The organism is Azospirillum soli (assembly GCF_017876165.1).
GTDB lineage: Bacteria > Pseudomonadota > Alphaproteobacteria > Azospirillales > Azospirillaceae > Azospirillum > Azospirillum soli.
In genome coordinates, this window is the sequence record NZ_JAGINQ010000001.1 from 343,776 (window position 1) to 364,809 (window position 21,034).

22 protein-coding genes are annotated in these 21,034 nt (G+C 67.5%); 6 read left to right on the forward strand and 16 right to left on the reverse strand.

The window, feature by feature from the left end; genetic code table 11:
- The first annotated feature begins 253 nt into the window (after window positions 1–253).
- A complete protein-coding gene (locus J2852_RS01625; RefSeq protein ID WP_209869903.1) occupies window positions 254–907 on the forward strand; it encodes a LysE family translocator in 654 nt (217 codons plus the stop codon).
- On the opposite strand, the gene J2852_RS01630 is transcribed toward J2852_RS01625, so the two are convergent.
- The 3 genes from J2852_RS01630 to J2852_RS01640 form a co-directional block, all read right to left on the reverse strand.
- On the reverse strand, window positions 876–1,541 hold the full coding sequence (locus J2852_RS01630; RefSeq protein ID WP_209869906.1) for a DedA family protein: 666 nt from the start codon (window positions 1,539–1,541) through the stop codon (window positions 876–878). The genes J2852_RS01625 and J2852_RS01630 overlap by 32 nt on opposite strands.
- 437 nt (window positions 1,542–1,978) lie before the next feature.
- Window positions 1,979–2,449 carry a spore coat protein U domain-containing protein gene (locus J2852_RS01635; protein WP_209869909.1) on the reverse strand — a complete coding sequence of 157 codons (471 nt, stop codon included), beginning with the start codon at window positions 2,447–2,449 and terminating at the stop codon, window positions 1,979–1,981.
- Between the two features lie 273 nt (window positions 2,450–2,722).
- Window positions 2,723–4,564, reverse strand: a complete 1,842-nt coding sequence (locus J2852_RS01640) for an ABC transporter transmembrane domain-containing protein (protein ID WP_209869911.1) — start codon at window positions 4,562–4,564, stop codon at window positions 2,723–2,725.
- Window positions 4,565–4,752: 188 nt separating this feature from the next.
- Between J2852_RS01640 and rpmE the strand changes: the two genes are divergently transcribed.
- Window positions 4,753–4,974, forward strand: coding sequence for a 50S ribosomal protein L31 (rpmE, locus tag J2852_RS01645; protein WP_209869914.1), 222 nt, complete (start codon window positions 4,753–4,755; stop codon window positions 4,972–4,974).
- 101 nt (window positions 4,975–5,075) lie between these two features.
- On the opposite strand, the gene J2852_RS01650 is transcribed toward rpmE, so the two are convergent.
- Window positions 5,076–5,489 carry a DUF1465 family protein gene (locus tag J2852_RS01650; protein ID WP_209870694.1) on the reverse strand — a complete coding sequence of 138 codons (414 nt, stop codon included), beginning with the start codon at window positions 5,487–5,489 and terminating at the stop codon, window positions 5,076–5,078.
- A 267-nt stretch (window positions 5,490–5,756) separates the two neighbouring features.
- On the opposite strand from J2852_RS01650, the gene J2852_RS01655 reads away from it, so the two are divergent.
- A complete protein-coding gene (locus J2852_RS01655) occupies window positions 5,757–6,215 on the forward strand; it encodes an Hsp20 family protein (protein WP_209869917.1) in 459 nt (152 codons plus the stop codon).
- Between the two features lie 95 nt (window positions 6,216–6,310).
- Here the strand turns inward: J2852_RS01655 and J2852_RS01660 are convergent, their stop codons facing one another.
- The 3 genes from J2852_RS01660 to J2852_RS01670 form a co-directional block, all read right to left on the reverse strand.
- Window positions 6,311–8,203, reverse strand: coding sequence for a PAS domain S-box protein (locus tag J2852_RS01660; RefSeq protein ID WP_209869919.1), 1,893 nt, complete (start codon window positions 8,201–8,203; stop codon window positions 6,311–6,313).
- Between the two features lie 110 nt (window positions 8,204–8,313).
- On the reverse strand, window positions 8,314–9,108 hold the full coding sequence (locus J2852_RS01665) for an alpha/beta fold hydrolase (RefSeq protein WP_209869922.1): 795 nt from the start codon (window positions 9,106–9,108) through the stop codon (window positions 8,314–8,316).
- Window positions 9,109–9,118: 10 nt separating this feature from the next.
- Entirely contained in the window at window positions 9,119–10,429 is a 1,311-nt protein-coding gene (locus J2852_RS01670) for an O-acetylhomoserine aminocarboxypropyltransferase (protein ID WP_209869925.1), read from the reverse strand.
- A gap of 308 nt (window positions 10,430–10,737) precedes the next feature.
- Between J2852_RS01670 and J2852_RS01675 the strand changes: the two genes are divergently transcribed.
- The gene (locus J2852_RS01675; protein ID WP_209869928.1) at window positions 10,738–12,432 is read left to right on the forward strand and encodes a methyl-accepting chemotaxis protein; all 1,695 of its coding nucleotides are present in this window, start codon (window positions 10,738–10,740) and stop codon (window positions 12,430–12,432) included.
- Window positions 12,433–12,471: 39 nt separating this feature from the next.
- On the opposite strand, the gene J2852_RS01680 is transcribed toward J2852_RS01675, so the two are convergent.
- Both J2852_RS01680 and J2852_RS01685 read right to left on the reverse strand, forming a co-directional pair.
- Window positions 12,472–13,614, reverse strand: coding sequence for a carboxylate-amine ligase (locus tag J2852_RS01680; protein WP_209869931.1), 1,143 nt, complete (start codon window positions 13,612–13,614; stop codon window positions 12,472–12,474).
- 3 nt (window positions 13,615–13,617) lie between these two features.
- Complete coding sequence (locus J2852_RS01685) at window positions 13,618–14,508, reverse strand: N-formylglutamate amidohydrolase (RefSeq protein WP_209869934.1); 891 nt, start codon at window positions 14,506–14,508, stop codon at window positions 13,618–13,620.
- Between the two features lie 309 nt (window positions 14,509–14,817).
- On the opposite strand from J2852_RS01685, the gene J2852_RS01690 reads away from it, so the two are divergent.
- Both J2852_RS01690 and J2852_RS01695 read left to right on the forward strand, forming a co-directional pair.
- Window positions 14,818–15,768 carry a DMT family transporter gene (locus tag J2852_RS01690; RefSeq protein WP_343206659.1) on the forward strand — a complete coding sequence of 317 codons (951 nt, stop codon included), beginning with the start codon at window positions 14,818–14,820 and terminating at the stop codon, window positions 15,766–15,768.
- Window positions 15,769–15,842: 74 nt separating this feature from the next.
- Entirely contained in the window at window positions 15,843–16,604 is a 762-nt protein-coding gene (locus J2852_RS01695; protein WP_209869936.1) for a FadR/GntR family transcriptional regulator, read from the forward strand.
- A gap of 121 nt (window positions 16,605–16,725) precedes the next feature.
- On the opposite strand, the gene J2852_RS01700 is transcribed toward J2852_RS01695, so the two are convergent.
- The 7 genes from J2852_RS01700 to rplF form a co-directional block, all read right to left on the reverse strand.
- A complete protein-coding gene (locus J2852_RS01700) occupies window positions 16,726–17,373 on the reverse strand; it encodes an adenylate kinase (protein ID WP_209869939.1) in 648 nt (215 codons plus the stop codon).
- Window positions 17,373–18,713, reverse strand: coding sequence for a preprotein translocase subunit SecY (gene secY, locus J2852_RS01705; protein WP_209869942.1), 1,341 nt, complete (start codon window positions 18,711–18,713; stop codon window positions 17,373–17,375). The genes J2852_RS01700 and secY overlap by 1 nt, the downstream gene beginning before the upstream one ends.
- 147 nt (window positions 18,714–18,860) lie before the next feature.
- Window positions 18,861–19,346, reverse strand: a complete 486-nt coding sequence (rplO, locus tag J2852_RS01710; protein WP_209869945.1) for a 50S ribosomal protein L15 — start codon at window positions 19,344–19,346, stop codon at window positions 18,861–18,863.
- A gap of 4 nt (window positions 19,347–19,350) precedes the next feature.
- On the reverse strand, window positions 19,351–19,542 hold the full coding sequence (gene rpmD / locus J2852_RS01715) for a 50S ribosomal protein L30 (protein ID WP_209869947.1): 192 nt from the start codon (window positions 19,540–19,542) through the stop codon (window positions 19,351–19,353).
- A gap of 2 nt (window positions 19,543–19,544) precedes the next feature.
- The gene (rpsE, locus tag J2852_RS01720; RefSeq protein ID WP_209869950.1) at window positions 19,545–20,117 is read right to left on the reverse strand and encodes a 30S ribosomal protein S5; all 573 of its coding nucleotides are present in this window, start codon (window positions 20,115–20,117) and stop codon (window positions 19,545–19,547) included.
- Between the two features lie 12 nt (window positions 20,118–20,129).
- A complete protein-coding gene (gene rplR, locus J2852_RS01725) occupies window positions 20,130–20,492 on the reverse strand; it encodes a 50S ribosomal protein L18 (RefSeq protein WP_209869953.1) in 363 nt (120 codons plus the stop codon).
- An 8-nt stretch (window positions 20,493–20,500) separates the two neighbouring features.
- Complete coding sequence (rplF, locus tag J2852_RS01730; RefSeq protein WP_209869955.1) at window positions 20,501–21,034, reverse strand: 50S ribosomal protein L6; 534 nt, start codon at window positions 21,032–21,034, stop codon at window positions 20,501–20,503.

Here is a 21,034-nt window from a genome sequence, read left to right on the forward strand (position 1 = left end):
AGGATAGCCGGTCGCCCCACCGCACAACAGGGGAATTGCCGTCGCATCCCACACGCCATCGTACGGTTCAAGCGCAGCAAATCCGCCTTTGGCCGGTTGACGCAGGGGCGGAGGACGGCTATCACGCCGGCCGATTGCGAACGGAAAACACCGGGCATCGGCACGCGGACGCCTGAACAAAGGCGTTTCGCCGCCGCCGGGCAGGCGTCATACTCCGTTCGGATTGTTACGCTTTTGTGAGGAGCGCTGGACGGTGCATGGGCTGGTGGTGCTGCTGCAGGGCATCGTCCTTGGGATCGCCATCGCCGCTCCGGTCGGGCCGATCGGGCTGCTGTGCATCCGGCGCACGCTTCAACACGGGCCCCTGATGGGCTTCTTCACGGGGTTCGGCGCGGCGGTCGCGGACACGATCTACGGCGGCATCGCGGCCTTCGGCGTCTCGGCGGCGCTGGATTTCCTGCAGGGGCACGAGATCGCCTTCCAGCTGATCGGCGGCATCTTCCTGATCGCCGTGGCGATCCGCACCTTCCGCCAGAAGCCGGAGGAGGAGGAGCGCGAGGCGGCCGCCGCCCCCGACACGCCATCCTTCCTCGGCGGCTTCATGACCGGGCTGTCGCTGACGCTGACCAACCCAGCGACGATCATGGCCTTCATCGCCATCTTCGCCGGCTTCGGGCTGGGCGGAAATCTGGGAAAGATCGACGCCAGCACGTTGGTGGCCGGCGTCTTCATCGGCGCGTCGCTGTGGTGGATGGCCCTGTCGGCCGGCGTCGCCGCCGTACGCCACCGCATCTCCGACGAGCGGCTGACGCTGCTCAATCACTGCACCGGCATAGCGCTGGCGGGGTTCGGGATCTGGGCGCTGGGAATGGCCTTCACGGGGATGGCTGGCTGGGCGATGGGGTGAGGCCCCCGCGCGCCGTCCGTTCCCGGCGGATGGTGCGGAAATGCTGGATCAGGCGGAAAACGTAGAGGCCGACCAGCACGACCAGAAGGCCCACCGTGAAATAGCCGACCAGCCGGTGCGCGAAGGGCCAAGTGGACAGCATGTAGCCGGTCCAGGCCAGCACCCCCGTCCACAGGATCGAGCCAAGCCCTGAATAAGCGCAATAAAGCGGGATCGACATCCGGCAGGCGCCCGCCGGAATGGAGATCAGCGTGCGCACCCCCGGCACCGGCTGCGTCAGGAAGACGGCGAGGCCGCCGCGCTTGGCGAACCAGTCGGTGCTGCGCCGGACCTTCTTCGGGTGGATGGTCAGCCAGTGGCCGTAGCGCTTCAGAAAGGCCTCCAACCGCTCGCGGCCGAGAAGGCGGCTCGGCAGGAACCAGACGAGCTGCCCGGCGAGCGAACCGAGCCCGCCGGCCAAGGCGATGCCGATCAGGCTGTATTCCCCATGCGCGGCGCCGATGCCAGCCAGCGGGATCACCGATTCGGCGGGGATGGGCGGGATGACGCGCGCCAGCACCAACAGCAGGAAGATGCCGATGTAGTCGAGCTGGTGCATCACCTCCACCAGCCAATGCGTCAAGCCGCCGTCCATGGCCAACCGTCCTGAGTTCCCGTCATTCGGGGAACACTCCGGTCGGTTGCGCGGTTCCGTGCCATGGGTGAGCGGGAAGCTTGGTTGGGAATGACGGGAGACGGACGGATGCCCCAGTGCCGGGGGAAGGGTCGGGCATCCGTCCGTCGACCACCGCCCGGCGGGGGAATCGGGCGGTGTGGTCTGTCTGCTTCGGCTTGGCTCGCCAATGAGAAGCGGACAAACCATGCCGCAGCCGGCGCACAGGGTCCAATCGATTGATACGAATGCTTCGATAGGGCAAGCCTATGCTTCCGCCGGCTGTCACGCGCAACGAAAAATGGCCAGACCGTGGGGACGGTCTGGCCAGGATCACCAGGATAAATTTGCCCAAGATGTGTTTGCCGCGCGGGCGGAGCGGACCGTGGATGGCCGGCCGTTCCGTGCGGGATCGGGTGTTACTTGGCTGCGATGGTGATGGTGACGGTGTCGGAGTAGTTGCCGGCGATGGCGTTGCCGTTGGCGTCGAGCGACACGGTCAACGGGACGCTCTTGGCGAACTGGGCGGTGGAACGGGTCACCGACAGGCCGCCAGTCAGGTTGTTGTTCTGCCCGTCGTAGCCGACCCGGTAGGAGACGCTGCCGCTGTTCTCGTTCTTCAGCAGGCCGCCGTTGGCCGAACTGATCGAGATCGAATAGCCGGTGCCGCTGTTGCAGTTCTCCACGACCGTGCCGACCTGCCGCGCGCTTTCGCCGCCGACGAGGTTCAGCGCCTGGTTCAGGTCGGTCACCGCCACCGAGCAGTTCAGCGCGACGGTGCCGGACAGCTTCACCGTGCCGGTGGTCGCGGCAATCGCGGGCGCCACGGCAGCGCCAGCCAGAGCGGCGGCGATCAGGGCGGTGCGGGCGATGGCGGCGATCTTCGACATGGCTTTGTCTCCTTGGTGGGGTGAGTTTCTTTTTCGGTTGGGGCGGGTGGGTTACCGCCCCGCCGTCCTTGTGAGATATTTGTATAAAATTTTAGGCGAATTTGGCAAGCAATTTTGACGAATGCACGGTGTCGCACCCCGATGTCGCAGGGGCGAAGGTGAAAAGCCGTGTTTTGTCAGAGGATTGGGGTGAGCGCGCGAGGGCGCGGCCCGTCACCGGATGGCGCGGGGCTTAGGAGCGGGCTCAGGCGCGTTTGAGAGGGAAAGGGCCTGTTACGCGCCGGCCAAACGGGCTTCGTCGGAAGCGCGGTCGAATTGCAGGGCGGCGAGGCGGGCGTAGAGGCCGCCTTCGCGGACCAGATCGGCGTGGCGGCCGGTGCCGACGACGCGGCCCTGCTCCATCACCACGATGCGGTCGGCGTTCAGAACCGTCGCCAGCCGATGGGCGATGATGAGAGTCGTGCGGCCCTTCATCAGCCGGTCCAGCGCGTCCTGCACCATGCGCTCGCTCTCGGCGTCGAGCGCGCTGGTCGCCTCGTCCAGCAGGAGAACCGGCGGGTCGCGTAGGATGGCGCGAGCAATGGCGAGGCGCTGGCGCTGGCCGCCGGACAGGCGCACGCCCTTTTCGCCGAGGAAGGTGTCGAGGCCCTCGGGCAGCGCCTCCAGGAATTCCAGCGCGTGGGCGGCCTCGGCGGCGGCGCGAACCTCGGCGTCGGTGGCGTCGGGGCGACCGTAGCGGATGTTCTCCCAGGCATTGGCGGAGAAAATCACCGGGTCCTGCGCGACGAGGCCAAGGCGGCGGCGCACCTCCACCGGGTCGGCGTTGCGCACGTCCACGCCATCCAGGCGAATCGCACCGGCCTGCGGGTCGTAGAAGCGCAGGAGAAGCTGAAACACCGTGGTTTTGCCCGCACCAGACGGGCCGACCAGAGCCACCGTCTCGCCCGGACGCACGTCAAGCGTGAAGCCCTCCAGCGCCGCGTCGTCGGGGCGCGAGGGGTAGTGGAAACGCACGTCCGCGAAGGACAAGGCGCCCTGCGGCGGTTCCGGCAGGGAGACCGGGCTGGCGGGGGCGCGGATCTCGGGCTGGGTGTCCAGCAGGTCGAACAGGCGTTCGGTGGCGCCGGCCGCGCGCTGGAGGTCGCCGATCACTTCGCTGATCGCGCCGACCGAGCCGGCGACGACCACCGAATAGATGACGAAGGCCGACAGTTCGCCCGCCGTCAGCCGGCCGGCCAGAACGTCGTGCCCGCCGATCCACAGGATGATGCCGACCGAGCCGAACACCAGGACGATGACGATCACCGTCAGGATGGCGCGCACCCGCACCCGGCGAATCGCCGTGTCGAAGGCGTCCTCCACCCGCGCGCCGAACAGGGTGCGGTCGATGGCCTCGTGCGTGTAGGCCTGCACGATGCGGATGGCGCTGAGCGTCTCCTCCACGAAGGAGCCGACGTCGGCGACCTTGTCCTGGCTGGCCCGTGACAGGGCACGCACGCGGCGGCCGAACAGGACGATGGGGAAGACGACCAGCGGAACGACCAGGAAGACCAACCCGGTCAGCTTCGGCGAGGTGACCAGAAGCATCGCCGTGCCGCCCAGAAACAGCAGCGTGTTGCGCAACGCGATGGAGACGGAGGAGCCGACGACCACCTGCAACACCGTCGTATCGGTGGTCAGGCGCGACAGGATCTCGCCGGTCTTGGTCGTCTCGAAAAAACCGGGGGACAGCGTCAGGATATGGTCGTAGACGGCGCGGCGGATGTCGGCCACCACCCGCTCCCCAATCCAGCTGACCAGATAGAAGCGCCCGTAGGTGGAGGCGGCCATCAGGACGATGACGCCCAGCAGCACCAGCAACGCCCGGTCGAGCAGAGCCGCGTCGCCCGCCGCAAAGCCCTGGTCCACCAGCACCCGCAGCCCCTGCCCCAACCCCAGCACCGTGCCGGCCGCGACGGTCAGCGCCACTGCGGCACCGGCGATCTGCATCTTATAAGGTGCGAGGAACGGCGCCAGCCGGCGCAGCGGCGTCAGCTTGCGGCGGCGGGGCTCGGCCGAAGCCTTGTCTGAGGCGGTCTCGGGCGTGGTTTCGGGCGTGGAGGATTCGCGAAACACCGGGGGTCCTGAGCGGCTGTGGCGTGGGGCTGAGTGGTGGCGGCGCAAAGAAAGCTGGCATATAGCAAGGCGGTCCGGCGCCAACAAGGCAAGGGCGCGCACCGGATGGGCACCGGATGGAAGGAAGCGGGTTGCATCGGGCGGTTCGCTTTGCTATAGACGCCGCTCGCTTTGCAGGAACCCCGGCCATGAAGACTGATATCCATCCCGACTACCACGAGATCAACGTGGTGATGACCGACGGCAGCACGTTCAAGACCCGCTCCACCATGGGCAAGCCGGGCGATACGCTGCGCCTCGACATCGACCCGAAGTCGCACCCGGCTTGGACCGGCGTGCAGAAGCTGCTGGACACCGGCGGCCAGATCGCCAAGTTCAACAAGCGCTTCGCGAACTTCGGCCTGAAGTAATCGCTGCTTCTTTGCAAAACGAAAAAGGGCGTCCGGCCAGCCGGGCGCCCTTTTCGCGTTGATTCCTCTTGTCGTCGGTGTGGCCGCGATCAGCCCGCCCTTCAGCCGACGGCGGCCTGACGCACGTCCTCGCGGACCATCTCGTCCAGGCGGGACACGCGCATGTAGAGCCTGTGGCTGCGCTCCAGCAGACTGCGCAGGCCGGCCGGCAGGGCCTCGTTCTCGGGGCCGGAGGGATCGGTGCAGACGTCGCCGCCCGACAGCGCGAAATCATCGCCGGCCGCCTGTTCGCGGGTGATCTCCCCGGCGTGGACGGCCTTCTGCGCCAGCAGCCAGGCCATGACCTGGGTGAGGCGGCTGGTCACCCGCATGGATTCGTAGGAAATCTGAAGGCGGACGTGCGGGGGCAGCGCCCGATGTTCCATAGCGTCGTGATAGGCGATGTAATTGCGCGCCTCGATCAGCAGCGCCATCGTCTCGTCATAGGTGCCATTGAAGAAGGTCGGTGAGTGCATCACGGCCGTACCCCTCCCGCGGCCGGATGGCCCAACCTTGAGCCTCGCCGCAACTGATTAACAATGAATGAGTGCAGGTGGTGCCACGAAAGAGCGTCCGCCAGGACGCCGACCGACGCGGCATCGACCCTCTTGAACAGGCCAAAAGCCTGACTATGTCTTGCGTTGCCGGCGGACGCCCGTATGGGGTGCGTCGGCGTTGCCGAAATGGGGATCGACGATTGCCGTGGTCCCCGAACGCTATATCGCTCGATTGGAGGATATGTCATGCGTACCTACGACCTTTCGCCTCTGTTCCGTTCGACCGTCGGGTTCGATCGCCTCTCGCGGCTTCTGGAGTCCGCGATGACCGGTGACGAGGCGGCTGCGTCCTACCCGCCCTACAACATCGAGAAGACTGGCGAGGACGCCTACCGGATCACGATGGCCGTTGCCGGCTTCGGTCCGGAGGATCTGGAAATCACCGCTCAGCAGAACTCCCTGGTGGTCACAGGGAAAGCTAAGAAGGAGCAGGAGGCTGGCCAATTCCTCTACCGGGGTATCGCCGGGCGCGCTTTCGAGCGCCGCTTCCAGCTTGCCGACTTCATCAAGGTGGGGAAGGCCGACCTCGTGAACGGGCTGCTGCACATCGATCTGGTGCGGGAAGTGCCGGAGGCGATGAAGCCCCGGACCATCAAGATCGAGGCCGCCGGCGCGCAGCCGGCTCTGACCCAGCAGGCCGCCTAACGGACCGGTGGGGGATTTGAACAGCGGCGCTCCGGGAAACCGGGGCGCCGTTTTTGCGTGTGCGCGCTTGCCCCCTACACACCCATCGTCTGCAACTACTCGTCGGTGCTCATCACGCGCTCGGGGGGCAGGCGGACGGTGACGGTGGTGCCCTGCCCCGGCGCGCTGTCGATCAGCAGCGTGCCGCCGTGGCGCTCCACCAGACGCTTGGACAGCGGCAGGCCGAGGCCGGTTCCCTCGTAGCGGCGGGCCATGGACTGGTCCACCTGGAAGAAGGGTGCCAGGGCCTTCGGGATGTCCTCCGGCGCCATGCCGATGCCGGCGTCGCGCACGAACAAATCCACGCCGCCCTCCCCGTTCCGGCGGGCGCCGACGGTCACCGGTCCGCCGGGCTGGGAGAACTTCACGCCGTTGGACAGCAGGTTGACCAGAACCTGGCGCAGGCGCAGCGAATCGCCGCGCACCGGCGGCAGGTCGCCTTCCAGGTCGATGGACAGGCCCACGTTGCGCTGCCCCGCCTGGATGGCGACCAGATTCACCCCCTGCCCGACCAGATCGGTCAGATCCACGGGCTGCTCGACAAGGTCCAGATCACCCGCCTCGATCTTCGTGATGTCGAGGATGTCGTCGATGATGCCCAGCAGATGCTCGCCGGACTGGCGGATGGAGGCCGCGTATTCGGTGTAGCGGTCCACCTCCGCCGTGCCGAGAATGCGCATCTCGATCACCTGGGCGAAGCCGATGACGGCGTTCAGCGGCGTGCGCAGCTCGTGACTCATGGTGGCGAGGAAGGCGCTCTTGGCGTTGTCGGCGGACTCCGCGGCTTCCTTCGCTTGGATCAGCTCGCGCTCGATGCGCTTGCGCTCGGTGATGTCGCGGACGATGCCGGTGAACATGCGCCGGCCGTTCGCCTCGATGGAACTGACCGACAGCTCAATGGGGAACGGCGTGCCATCGCCGCGCAGGGCCAGGATGTCGCGCGCCGGCCCCACGACGCGGGTGGACCGGCCCGGCTGGTAGGCGTGCAGGCGATCGGCATGCCGCACGGCATCCGACGCCGGGATCAGCCGGTCGATCTTCCGCCACAGAATGTCGGCCGCCGGAATGCCGAACATCTCCTCCGCCGCCCGGTTGAAGCTGTGGACGATCCCTTCCTCGTCGATGGTCAGGATGGCGTCGGCGGCGGTGTCCACGATGGCGTTGGTGCGCGCCTCGGCCATCAGCAGGGCCTCGGCCGTGCGCACGTATTCGGTCATGTCGGTGATGGTGCCAACGCAGCCCCGGCATTTGCCCTCCGCGTCGGTCAGCGGCGAGCTTTGGCAGAGGACCGACGTGATGGCACCCTCCGCCCCACGGAAGCGCAGGTCGATCAGCATGGGCCGCCCCTCCCCCATGCAGCGCGCCCATTCGGCCTCCAGGCGCGGCCGGTCGTCCGGATGGACGGCGGCGAGCCAGCCGTGGCCCAGCACCGCGTCTTGCGGCAAGCCGGCGATGACGGCGAGGCGCGCGTTGGCGAAGGTGATCCGCCCAACGCGGTCGGTCTGGAAGATGCCGACCGGGGCCGATTCGGCCAGCGTGTGGTACAGCGCCTCGCTGGCGCGCAGGCGCTGTTCGGCCTCGATCCGGTCGGTCACGTCGCGGACGTTGACGACGATGCCGCGCACCTCCGGATCGTCCAGCAGATCGTGGGCGGTCGCCTCCACATGCCGCCAGCCGCCGTCGGCGTGGCGCAGACGGCAGATCATGCCGTCGGACGGTTCATCGGTCGGGACGCCGACGCGCTGGGCGAGCCGCCGGGCGGCCTCGTCGCGGTCGTCGGGGTGGACGTAGTCGAGCATGGCGTTGCCGACCACGCTGTCCGGCTCATAGCCGAAGACGCTCCGCGAAGCCCCGTAGACATCCTGGAACCGGCCGTCGCGCGACAGCACGGCCACGACGTCGCCGGAGTTCTTCAGCAACACGCGGATGAAACGCTTGCTGAGTTGCACCGCCAAAACCTCCCGCTTACCGCGACCGCCACGGTCCCCTTACGACTTAGCCCTCCGGTCGTTAACCCGTGATGTCACGCCTGTAATCAAACCCAAAACGATAAGATTTTTCAGGTTCGAAGCCGTGCGGCGAGCGCGTCGATGGTGGCGTCGGGGGCCTCGGTCATGACCATGTGCCCGATGTTCGGCAGCACGACCACCTCCGAATCCTTGATCCGCAAGGCCAACGCGCGTCCGGCCTTCGCCGGGGTCATGCGGTCGGCCGCACCCAGCACGAACAGCGCCGGACAGGACACGGCGGCGGCGGCTTCCGCCCCACGGCTGTAGGCGTTGCAGGCGCTGAGATCGACGCCAAGGACGCCGGGCCGGGCGCGCTGCATCAGCCGCCGCCCGCCGGGCACCAGGGCGAGGCCGGGCGCCGTGCTGCCGCCGACATGGCCGCGCGGACCGTGGCCCCAACCGATGACCAGCTCGATGGACGCAGGGTCGTTGAGCGCGGCGGCGGCGAGAAGGTCCGGGTGCACCGGCATCGTCTCGGCAACGCCGAGAAGGGCCAGAGCTTCGACGCGGGCCGCAAAGCGCGACGCGGTTTCCAGGGCGATCAGGGCGCCCATGGAATGGCCGACCAGCGCCGCCTTCTCCGCACCGACGGCGTCCAGCAGGGCGACGATCCAGTCGGCCAGCTCGGCAATGGAGACCAGCGGCGCGCCGTCGGAGCGGCCGTGGCCCGGCAAATCCACCGCCAGCACCGAACGGCCGTGATGGGCGAGGTAGCGGCTTTGCAGGCTCCACACCGTGTGGTCCATGCCGGCGCCGTGGATCAGCACCACGGCCGGCTTGGCGGGGTCGAAGGGCTGTCCGCCGGTGTGGGCGTAGACGCTCTGGCCGTTGACGGTCACTTCCATGGATCGCCCCTCACCCCTTCGTCGCGGCGCGCAGAGCCTGCCGCAGGTCTTCGATCAGGTCCTCGCAATCCTCCAGCCCGATGGACAGGCGGATCATGTCCTCGCCCACGCCGGACGCCTTCAGCGCCTCGGCGTCGAGCTGGGCGTGGGTGGTGCTGGCCGGGTGGATGACCAGCGATTTGGCGTCGCCGACGTTGGCGAGATGCGAGAACAGCGACAGCTTCTCAATGAAGCGCCGTCCGGCTTCGCGTCCCCCCTTGATGCCGAAGGAGATGATGGAGCCGGCGCCGTGCGGCAGAAGCTGCGCGCACAGGCGGTGGTCGGGATGGTCCACCAGTTCCGGGTAGGTGACCCAGGCGACCGTGCCCTTCTCGGCGTAGGCCTCCGATTCGAGGAAGCCGATCACCTTGCGGGTGTTGTGGATGTGACCCTTCATGCGCAGCGGCAGCGTCTCCACGCCCTGGAGGATCTGGAAGGCGTTCATTGGGCTCATGCAGGCGCCGAAGTCGCGCAGGCCCTCCGCGCGGGCGCGCATGATGAAGGCGGCCGGGCCGAACTCCTCCACAAAGTCGATGCCGTGATAGCCGGCGTAAGGCTCCGTCAGGGTCGGGAACTTGCCGGACGCTTCCCAGTCGAAGGTGCCGCCGTCGATGATGACGCCGCCGATGGCGACGCCGTGCCCGGCCAGCCATTTGGTGCAGCTGTGCATGACGAGGTCGGCACCGTGGGTGAGCGGCTTGCACAGGTACGGCGTCACGAAGGTGGCGTCGACCATCAGCGGCACCCCGGCCTCGTGCGCGATCTGCGAGACCTTGGGGATGTCCAGCACTTCAAGCCCCGGATTGCCCAGCACCTCGCCGAAGATCAGGCGGGTTTCCGGGCGGATCGCGGCGCGGAAGCCGTCGAGGTCGCGCGGGTTCACGAAGGTGGTCGTGATGCCGAATCGCGGCAACGTGTAGGCCAGCAGGTTGCGGCTGCCGCCGTAGATCGAGGAGGAGGCGACGATGTGCCCGCCCGCGTCCATCAGCGTCATGATCGCCAGCGTCAGAGCCGCCTGGCCGCTGGCCGTGCAGACCGCGCCGACGCCGCCTTCCAGGGCCGCCAGCCGCTCCTCCAGCACCGCCACGGTGGGGTTGGAGATGCGGGAGTAGATGTGCCCGGCGCGTTCCAGGTTGAACAGCGAGGCCGCATGGTCCGTGTCGTTGAAGACGAAGGACGTCGATTGATAGATCGGCACGGCGCGGGCCCCCGTCGCCGGGTCGGGCCGCTGGCCCGCGTGCAGGCTCAGCGTGTCGAACTTGAGGAACTTGGCCTCGGCCATGACCTCCCCCCTAAAAAGTTGAGGACCGCCCGGCGCCGAGCGGCCCTCTGTTGTTTATGCGTTTTTTGCCTGCCCTGCTCAACTCTATGAGCTGATTCGGCGTGAGGGTATTGAGGGATGCCGCAAACGTCAAGCGGCGCCGGATACGTCAGCACGGCCTTGTGAAGAGCGGCATGTGAAGGACCGTGCGGCCAATCGGTCGCATTCGGCAGCTTTTGTTTCACATACCACAGTATGCTAGACTGATGACCTATGCCGATGGGATGGGCCGCCAAGCATCCCAAGCCCGCCCACTCCAGGAAGCCCGCATGTTCCACTGGCTCAGCAACTTGTCATTCGCGAAGAAGATCGCGCTGCCGATCGCCATTCTCGTCGCCGTCATCGGCGGGATCGTTTGGGAGGCGGGGACCGGACTCAAGCATGTGTCCGATGCGTCGGAGCATGTCTCCGGAACGGTCGCGCGGCGGCTGCAAAACGCATTGGCGATGCAGGCGGCGGTCAACGACGCGTCGGTGAACGAAAAGAACGCTATCCTCGACAACGACCGAAAGTCCATCGAGGCGTACAAAGCCCTCTACACGGAAAGCATGGCGGACGCCCTCGCCCACGCCGATCAGTTGATCGCCTTGGCGGATTCGGCGGAGCGCCGGGCCGCGAACCAAGAGATCAAGGAGCGAATCCGCGCCTATGACGCGATCGCGCAGCGGGTGCTGGCCCACGCGTTGATCAACGAGAACACGGAGGCGTTCCGGATTTCCGGCACGGAAGGCCGCGAAGCCCGGAGCAAAGTCGTTGAAGCCATCGAAACGCGCGTGAAGACGAACGAGCGCGATATGGAAGAGGCGACGCAGGCCGTGACCGAACTGACAGGCAACGTGCGCACCATGATGTTCGTCGTCGCCGGTGCCGGCACGGCCATCGCCCTGGCGTTGCTCGTCTGGCTCATCAGCAGCTTCGTCGTCCGTCCGCTGGCCGGCATGACGAGGGCGATGGAGCGGCTGGCGCGGGGCGATCTGAACACGGAGGTGGCCGGAACCAACCGCGCCGACGAAATCGGCACGCTGGCCCGCTCGCTTCAGGTCTTCAAGGATGCCGCCATCGCCAACCGCCAGCACGAGCAGGAGCAGCGCGAGGAGCAGGTCCGCAAGGAGGAGCGCCAGCGGCGGATCGAGGGCTTCATCACCACCTTCGACCGCGCGGTGTCGAACGTCCTGAACGGCGTCGCCTCGGCCTCGACCGAGTTGAGCCAGACCGCCGAGAGCATGGCCGCGCTGGCCGAGCAGACCAATCGACAGGCGACCGCCTCCGCCGCTGCCGCGGAGCAGACCTCGGCCAACGTGCAGACGGTGGCCTCGGCCGCCGAGGAGATGGGCGCCTCGATCCAGGAGATCAGCCGGCAGGTCGCGACCTCCAACGAAATCGCCTCGCGGGCGGCACGGCAGGCCCAGCAGACCACGGGGTCGGTGCGCAGTCTGGCCGACGCCGCCAACCGGATCGGCGAGGTGGTCAAACTGATCCAGGACATCGCCGAGCAGACCAACCTGCTGGCGCTGAACGCCACCATCGAGGCGGCGCGGGCCGGCGAGGCCGGCAAGGGCTTCGCCGTGGTGGCGAGCGAGGTGAAGGCGTTGGCCAACCAGACCGGCAAGGCGACCGAGGAGATCGCCGCGCAGATCGCCGAGGTGCAGAACGCCACCCAGGGCACGGTCGGCGACATCGAAGGGATCGGCCAGACGATCACCTCGATCAACGAGATCGCGTCGGCCATCGCCGCCGCCATTGAGGAGCAGAACGCCACGACCGGCGAGATCACCCGCAACGTGCAGCAGGCCGCCCACGGCACCGAGGAGGTGAGCGCCAACATCGTCCAGGTGAGCCACGCCGCCACGCAGACCGGTTCCGCCGCGAGTCAGGTGCTGAGCGCCTCCAGCGACCTGTCGCGTCAGGCGGAGTCCCTGCGCCGCGAGGTGGAGAACTTCCTCGCCGACATTCGCGCGGCGTAACGGGGACGGCTAATCGGGGACGGAGGGCGGGCGCCGGGGTCAGGCGGCGACCGCCTCCACCCCCACCATCGTCTCCTCGACCAGCCAGTCCACCACCTTCGCCAAGGCCTCCCAGCCGGTGGCGCCCTCTTCCAGCGCGGCGCGGTAGGTGGCGACCTGACGGTGGGCGCTGGTGCCGCGCCGGAGGATGTCGCGGACACGCTCGACCTCGGCGACGCAGCCGAAACGTTCGGCGTCCTCGCGGGTCAGGTCGATCAGTTCCTCCATCAGGTCGGCGCAGGGCACGATCCGCCCCTGCCCGAAGTCCACAAGACCGTCGTCGAGGCCGTAGCGCTGGGCGCGCCACCGATTTTCCTCGATCAGCAGGTTCTTGTAGGGACGCCAAGTCACGTTCTTCAGCTTCAGCCGCCACAGCATGCGCAGCAGGCAGCGGTAAAGCGACGCCACCGTCACCGCGTCATCCAGGCGCGTGCAGATGTCGGTGATGCGCATTTCCAGCGTTGGGAAGCGCGAGGACGGACGGATGTCCCACCACAGCTTGCTCGCGTCCTCGATGATGCCGGCGTCCACCAGCACGTTCACCTGCTGCTGGTACTCGCCGAAGCTCTGGAAGGCGTCGGGCATGCCGGTGCGCGGCAGTTCGTTCCACACCGACAGGCGGTAGGATTTGCGCTCCATGTCCCGCCCGCGCCAGAAGGGCGAGGAGGTGGAGAGCGCCAGCAAATGCGGCAGAAAATAGCGGACCTGATTCATCAGATCGATGCGCAGATCGTCGTCCTCGATGCCCACATGGACGTGCATGCCGCAGATCATCAGGCGGCGGGCCGGCGCGCCGAGGTCGCGCGCCAGCATGTTGTAGCGGTCGCGGTTGGTGTGCTTCTGCGGCTCCCACGCGGCGAAGGGGTGGGTGGAGGCGGCGATGGGCGCCAGATTGTGCCGGTTCGCCACACCGGCCACGGTGGCGCGAAGGGACGCCAGTTCTGCCCGCGCCTCCTGGACCGTGGCGCAGACGGGGGTGCCGACCTCGATCTGGCAGCGCAGGAATTCCGGGTGGATGCGGCCCGGCGCCATCTCCTGGCAGGCGGCCAGCATCTCCTCCGGCGGGTTCTGCGCGATGTCCCGCGTGTTGCGGTCCACCAGCAGGTATTCTTCCTCAAGGCCCAGTGTGAAGGCCGGCTCCATGACTCAACGCTCCCGCGGATAAAGCTCGATTTGGTAAAGGGCCGGGTCGGCCAGGATCGGCTCCAGCGCGTCGCCCAGCACCCCGGCCCACAGGGCCACGCCCTCGGCGATGGCGATGAGATCCTGGCGGACCTCGATCAGCACGTTGGGCAGGCCGGCGGGCGTGGCGTGCGTCTCCACCGTGCCGCCCGCCGTGTTGCGCCCCGAATAGGGTTCGTTATCGCCAACGCACCACCGCCCGTCGGCGCGCAGCCGCTCAATCATCGGCAGCGGAATGCGCGGGTCGCGGTCCCACAACACGCCGACGTGCCAGGGCCGCGCCACGCCGCGCATCGCCGGCGTGAAGCTGTGGATGGAGACCATCGCCGGCACCTGCCCGCGCGCGCGCCGCTTGGCAACCTCGGCGGCGACGGCGGCGTGGTAGGGGTTGAAGATGGCCTCCACCCGCCGCTGCTCCTCCGCCGCGTCCAGCGCGCGATTGCCGGGAATGATGACGTCGTCGCTGATGACCGGAATGGCGGTCGGATCGTCGAGCGCCCGGTTGGGGTCGATGACCAGCCGGGAATAGCCGGACAGCACCGCCGTCGCCCCGAACCGCTCGGCCAGCCGCTTGGTCAGTTCCGCCGCGCCGATGTCGTAGGCGATGTGCCGGCACAGTTGCTCCTCGGTCAGGCCGAGTTGGTCGAGCGCCTTGGGAATGGCCCGCGTGGCGTGGTCGCAGACCAGCAGCAGCGCGCTTTCCGAATCCGGGTTCAGCACCGTGACCGGCGGCGGGTCGTCGGGGCCGAGCAACGGCGGCGGCGGCGCGGCACGCGGCGGCGTCGGGGCGGTCACCGGGCGGCGATGTTCAGCCGGTTCGTGCTCAGCCGGCTGGCAGGGGGAGTGCGGCGTCATCGTCGAGCAGTATCGCAGGGGACAGGGCGAACCGGAAGCTCCGGCAAACGTGGTAGAACGGCATCGAAACTGGCGGGAGTTTCGCGAGAATCGGCATAGATGATGCTGAAACAGATCGGGGCGCTTTTGTTCATCGTCCTGCTGCCGTTTTCCGCCTGCGGCCCCTTGAACGAGACGCGGTCGCCCGGTCCATCAAGAACGCCGCCGCGAAGAAGAAGACCGGAACGTCCTGCCGAGGAACCTGCGCCCTCCGCAACAGGAAGCATCGTCGGGACCGCCCTTTGCAGATGAGCCATGCGGCGGGCGGCCATGGCGCGCGATGGTTGCGCCCGCTATAACGCGGGTATGCTCGACGCCGCCCCCCTCTCTCCCGCCACCCGCATCGACCGCGCGCAACGCGTCGCGCTGATCGCGCTGTTGACCGGGGCTTTGGGGATCGCCTTCGCGCCGATCTTCGTCCGCCTGTCGGAGTTGGGGCCGGTCGCCACCGCCTTCTGGCGGCTGGGCTTCTCGGTGCCGGTCCTGTGGCTGTGGATGGCGCTGGAGCCGAAGGGCGCGGGGCGCGCGCGCCGGCCATCGTCCTTGTCCGACTACGGGCGCCTGACCGCCGCCGGCCTGTTCTTCGCCGGCGACCTCGCCGTGTGGCACTGGTCGATCAAATACACGTCGGTCGCCAATTCCACGCTGCTCGCCAACTTCGCGCCGATCTTCGTGACGCTGGTCTCCTGGCTGGTGTTCAAGGAGCGCTTCACGCGCACCTTCGTGCTGGGCCTCGCGCTGGCGCTGGGCGGCGCGGTGGTGCTGATGGGGCGCAGTCTTCAGCTCAGCCCCGACCACTTGTTCGGCGACGCGCTGGGCCTGCTGACCGCCGTGTTCTATGGCGGCTACATCCTGTCGGTCGGGCGGCTGCGCGCCGAGTTCTCGACCGCCACCATCATGACCTGGAGCGGCGTCGTCACCGGCGCCGCGCTTCTGCCCATTGCGCTGTTGTCGGGAGAGAGCCTGATCGCGGGCACGGCCACCGGCTGGGCGGTGCTGCTGGGGTTGGCGTTGGTCAGCCACGCGGGCGGACAAAGCCTGATCGCCTACGCGCTGGCCCATCTGCCGGCCGCCTTTTCCTCGGTCAGCCTGCTCTTCCAGCCGGCCGCAGCGGCGGTGCTCGCGTGGGTGCTTCTGGGCGAGCCGCTGGGCGCGCTGCAAGCGGTCGGGGCGGTGATCGTCCTGGCCGGCATCCTGCTGGCGCGCCGGGGAAGCCGATAACTGACGACTCGGTTGACGCCTGTGCGGCAGCCGGGTACGACCTATGACTGATTGCTTATGAAGGGGACTCCTCCGTGTCCGAAGCCGAAGAATCCCTCCATGTCCCCGCCTCCTCGCAACGCATCTCCGAGTGGGTGGCGCAGCAGCTTCTCGATCGCATCGCGCGTGGCGAGCTGGTGCCGGGCGAGCGCCTGCCGGGCGAACGCCAGCTGGCCGAGCAGTTGCACGTCAGCCGCGTGTCCGTTCGCGCGGCTCTGCAGAAGCTGAAGACCCAGGGCTTCCTAACCGCCGTCCAGGGCGGCGGCACCCGCGTGGTCTCCTCCGCCGGTGCCATGGACGGCGCGCTGACCGAAATGGTGCGCGTCAAGCACGCCAACCTCTGCGACCTCGTGGAGATCCGCCAGGCACTGGAAGGCTGGGCGGCCCGCCGCGCCGCCGAGCGCGCGACGCCCGAGCAGATCGCGCACATCGGCAAGGTTCTGACCGCCATGGGCCAGACCGGCCGTGACGGCAAGCAGGCCGCCGACGACATGGACTTCCACCTCGCCGTGGCGCAGGCGGCGGGCAGCCCCGTCTACCTGCATCTGCTCGCGACGATCCGCGACATCCTCGGCCAGATGATGGACTACCACCACACCGAGCCCTTCGCTCTGGGCAAGGAGGCGCTGATGATCGACCATCATCGCGCCATCTACGAAGCCATTGCCCGCCGCGACGCCGACGCCGCCTCGGCGGCGGCCATTGCCCATCTGGGCTGGGTCCTCGAACGCTACAACGACATGCCCAAGGACCCGGAAACGGCACCGGCGGCGAAGACCGACGCACCCAAGGCCTGAACGGCGCCCGTCGGTTCCGACCCGCCCTCCCCCGCCCCGGACGTGCTCGACAAAAAAGCCGCAGCCTCCATCAGGAGTCTGCGGCTTTTTTGTTTCAGCGTTGCGAACGGTCCCGGCCGCCTCAGGCGGCCAGAAGCCCCTCGATCTGCTTCGTCACTTCGTCGATGTCGGCCATGCCGTCCACCGTCTTCAGCACGCCCCGATCCCGGTAGTAGGGCAGAATCGGCGCGGTCTGCTCGTGATACTGGGCCAGACGGGTCTTCACCGTGTCGGCGTTGTCGTCGGCGCGGCGCTTGAACTCCGTGCCCCCGCACGAGTCGCACACGCCCTCGACCTTTGGCTTCTCGAACGTGTCGTGATAGCCCTTGCCGCACTTGGCGCAGGTGTAGCGGCCGGTGATGCGCTCCACCAGAACGTCGTCCACGACCTTCATCTCGATCACGTGGTCGAGCTTCAGGCCCTTGTCGGCCAGCATCTTGTCCAGCGCCTCGGCCTGGGCGACCGTGCGCGGGAAGCCGTCGAGGATGAAGCCGTTCTTGACGTCCGGCTTGGAAATGCGCTCGCCGATCATCTGGACCATCAGGTCATCCGGCATCAGCTTGCCGGCGGCCATGATCTCCTTGGCCTGCTGCCCCAGCGGACCACCCTCGGCGACCATCGCGCGGAGCATGTCGCCCGTCGAAAGCTGGACGAGTCCACGCGTGTCCTCCAGACGGCGCGCCTGGGTCCCCTTCCCGGCGCCCGGCGGTCCGAGCAGAATGAGGTTCATTACTTTCTCCCCCGAAGCTTCGCTTTCTTAATCAGCCCTTCGTACTGGTGCGCCAGCAGATGGCTATGGATCTGCGCGACCGTGTCCATGGTGACCGTGACCACGATCAGCAGACTGGTGCCGCCAAAATAGAACGGAACCGAGTGCTGGGAAATCAGGATTTCGGGCAGGAGACAAACCGCCACAAGGTAGGCCGAGCCGATCACCGTCAGGCGGGTCAGCACGTAGTCGATGTAGTCGGCCGTGTTCTTGCCCGGCCTGATGCCGGGGATGAAGCCGCCGTACTTCCGCAGGTTCTCCGCCGTTTCCGCCGGGTTGAACACGATGGCGGTGTAGAAGAAGCAGAAGAAGACGATCAGCGCGGCGTACAGGAACATGTACAGCGGCGTGCCGTGCGCCAGATAGCGCGACACCGTCTGCAGCCACTCCGGCCCCTCCCCGCCCGCGAAGCCGACCGCGGTCAGCGGCAGCAGCAGCAGCGACGAGGCGAAGATCGGCGGAATGACGCCCGAGGTGTTCAGCTTCAGCGGCAGGTGCGACGCCTCGCCGCCGAACACGCGGTTGCCGACCTGGCGCTTCGGATACTGCACCAGCAGGCGGCGCTGCGCGCGCTCCATGAACACGATGAAGAACACCACACCCACGGCCATCAGCAGCAGAACGATGATGAACACCGTGGACAGGGCACCCGTGCGGCCCAGTTCCAGCGTGCTGACCAGCGCGCGCGGAAGTTCCGCGACGATGCCGGCGAAGATGATGAGCGAGATGCCGTTGCCGATGCCCCGCGCCGTGATCTGCTCGCCCAACCACATCAGGAACAGCGTGCCGCCGACCAGCGTGATGACCGTGGCGATGCGGAAGAACATGCCCGGATCGGCCACCGCCGGCCCCATCGAGCCGGACATGGATTCAAGGCCGACCGCGAGACCCCAGGCCTGCACCGTGCCCAGCAGCACCGTGCCGTAGCGCGTGTACTGGTTCAGCTTCTTGCGGCCCGATTCGCCTTCCTTCTTCAGCGCCTCCATCTGCGGCGACACGGCGGTCAGCAGCTGCACGATGATCGACGCCGAGATGTACGGCATGATGTTGAGCGCGAAGATGGTCATGCGGCTCAGCGCGCCGCCGGCCAGCATGTCGAACATGCCGAGAATGCCCCCGCCCTGCTGGCGGAAGACGTCGGCGAGAATCTGCGGGTTCACGCCGGGCAATGGGATGTAGGTGCCCAGGCGGTAGATGATCAGGGCACCGAGGGTGAACCAGATCCGCTTCTTCAGCTCGGTCGCCTTGGCGAAGGCACCGAAATTCATATTCGCGGCAAGCTGCTCGGCCGCTGATGCCATGGGTCGATTCCCTGTCCGGTATGTGCAAAGGGGCGGTCCTGCGCGATGCAGGCCGCCCCTCGCGACTTCGCTTCTTTTAGTGCCGGAGGCGGCCCACGCGCAAGCGCGAGCTTATCCGTTCACCCGACGTCGGTCACCCGACGTCTATCACTCGGCGGCTTCGGCGGCGGGCGCGGTCAGCGTAACGCTGCCACCCGCCTTCTCGACCGCTTCGATCGCCGACTTCGACGCACCGGCGACGGTGAAGCTGACCTTCGTCGTCAGGGCGCCCTTGCCCAGCAGACGAACGCCGTCCTTCTTCACCTTGCCCGTCACGCCCGCGGCGTTCAGGGCCTCGGCGTCGATGGTCTTCGACGCGTCGAGCTTGCCGGCGTCGATGGCCTTCTGGACGGAGCCCAGGTTCACCACCGAGTATTCCTTCGCGAAGATGTTGCGGAAACCGCGCTTCGGAAGGCGACGATGAAGGGGCATCTGGCCGCCTTCGAAGCCGTTGATGGCAACGCCGGTGCGCGAGGTCTGACCCTTCACGCCACGGCCGCCGGTCTTGCCCTTGCCCGAGCCGATACCACGGCCGACGCGCATGCGCTCCTTACGGGCACCGGGGTTGTCCCGGAGTTCGTTCAGCTTCGTCATGGCTTCAGCCCTCGTTCTCGACGCGGACCAGGTGCGCGACCTTGGCGATCATGCCCCGCACCGCCGGAGTGTCCTCCAGCTCGCGGGTCCGGTGCAGCTTGTTCAGGCCCAGACCGATCAGGGTTTCCCGCTGGTCGTGCTTGCGACCGATCGGGCTGTGGGTCTGGGTGACGATGACGGTCTTCTTCTCGGCCATGATCAGGCCTCCTGACCGGCGGCGCCGGTCTCGCGCTTGCCGAGGATGTCGCTCACGCGACGGCCGCGGCGGGCGGCGACGCTGCGCGGGCTGACCACCTGCGACAGGGCGTCGAAGGTCGCCTTGATCATGTTGTGCGGGTTGGAGGTGCCGATCGACTTCGTCACCACGTCCTGCACGCCCAGCGCCTCGAAGATCGCGCGCATCGGACCGCCGGCGATGATGCCGGTACCGGCCGGGGCGGCCCGCAGCACAACCTTGCCGGCACCGAAGTGGCCGTTGGAGTCATGGTGCAGCGTGCGGCCTTCGCGCAGCGGAACGCGGATCATGCCGCGCTTCGCCTGGTCCGTCGCCTTGCGGATGGCTTCCGGGACCTCGCGGGCCTTGCCGGAACCGACGCCGACGCGGCCCTTGCCGTCACCGACCACCACCAGGGCGGCGAAGCCGAAACGACGGCCACCCTTCACCACCTTGGCGACGCGGTTGATGCCGACGAGCTTTTCAATCAGCTCGCTCTCTTCCCGGTCGCGGGGCTGCCGCTCGCGGTCGCTCCGCTCGCCTCGTTCACGTGCCATATCGGGGCCTCCTTAGAACGACAGCCCGCCCTCGCGGGCGGCGTCGGCCAGGGCTTTGACCCGGCCATGGTAAATGTAACCACCGCGGTCGAAGACGACCTCGGTGACGCCCGCCGCCTTGGCGCGCTCGGCGATCAGGGCGCCGATCTTCTTGGCGGCCTCGACGTTCCCGCCGTGCTTGAGCTGCTCGCGCAGCTCCTTCTCCAGCGAGGAGGCGGAGGCCAGCGTCTTGCCGGCCTCGTCGTCGATGATCTGGGCGTAGATGTGCAGATTGGACCGGAAGACCGAGAGGCGAGCCCGCCCGCCGGCCTTCTTGGCAATCTGCGCGCGCACGCGCTGCTTGCGGCGCTCGTGGAGTTGCTTTGGCTTCAGCATGGCGGACCTTACTTCTTCTTGCCTTCCTTGCGGAGGACGGTCTCGGTCTCGTACTTGATGCCCTTGCCCTTGTAGGGCTCCGGCTTCTTCCAACCGCGGATTTCCGCGGCGACCTGGCCGACCTTCTGCTTGTCGAAGCCCGACACCGAGATCGACGTCGGCTTGTCGCACTTGATCGAGATGCCCTCGGGGATCGCGTACTTCACGTCGTGCGAGAAGCCGAGCTGCATGACCAGCTCCTTGCCCTGCACGGCCGCGCGGTAACCGACGCCGTTGATCTCGAGGTTGATCGTGAAGCCCTGGCTGACGCCCGTGACCATGTTGTTGATCAGGGTGCGCGAGGTGGCCCACATGACGCGGGCCCGCTTGCTGTCGTTCGCCGGCGCCACCACGACCTTGCCGTCTTCCAGCTTGGCCGAAATGTCGTCGATCAGGGTCATGCTGAGCGAGCCCAGCTTGCCCTTGGCCGTCACCTGCTGACCGTTGACGGAAACGTCAACGCCAGCCGGGACCGGCACGGGATGCTTGCCAATGCGCGACAT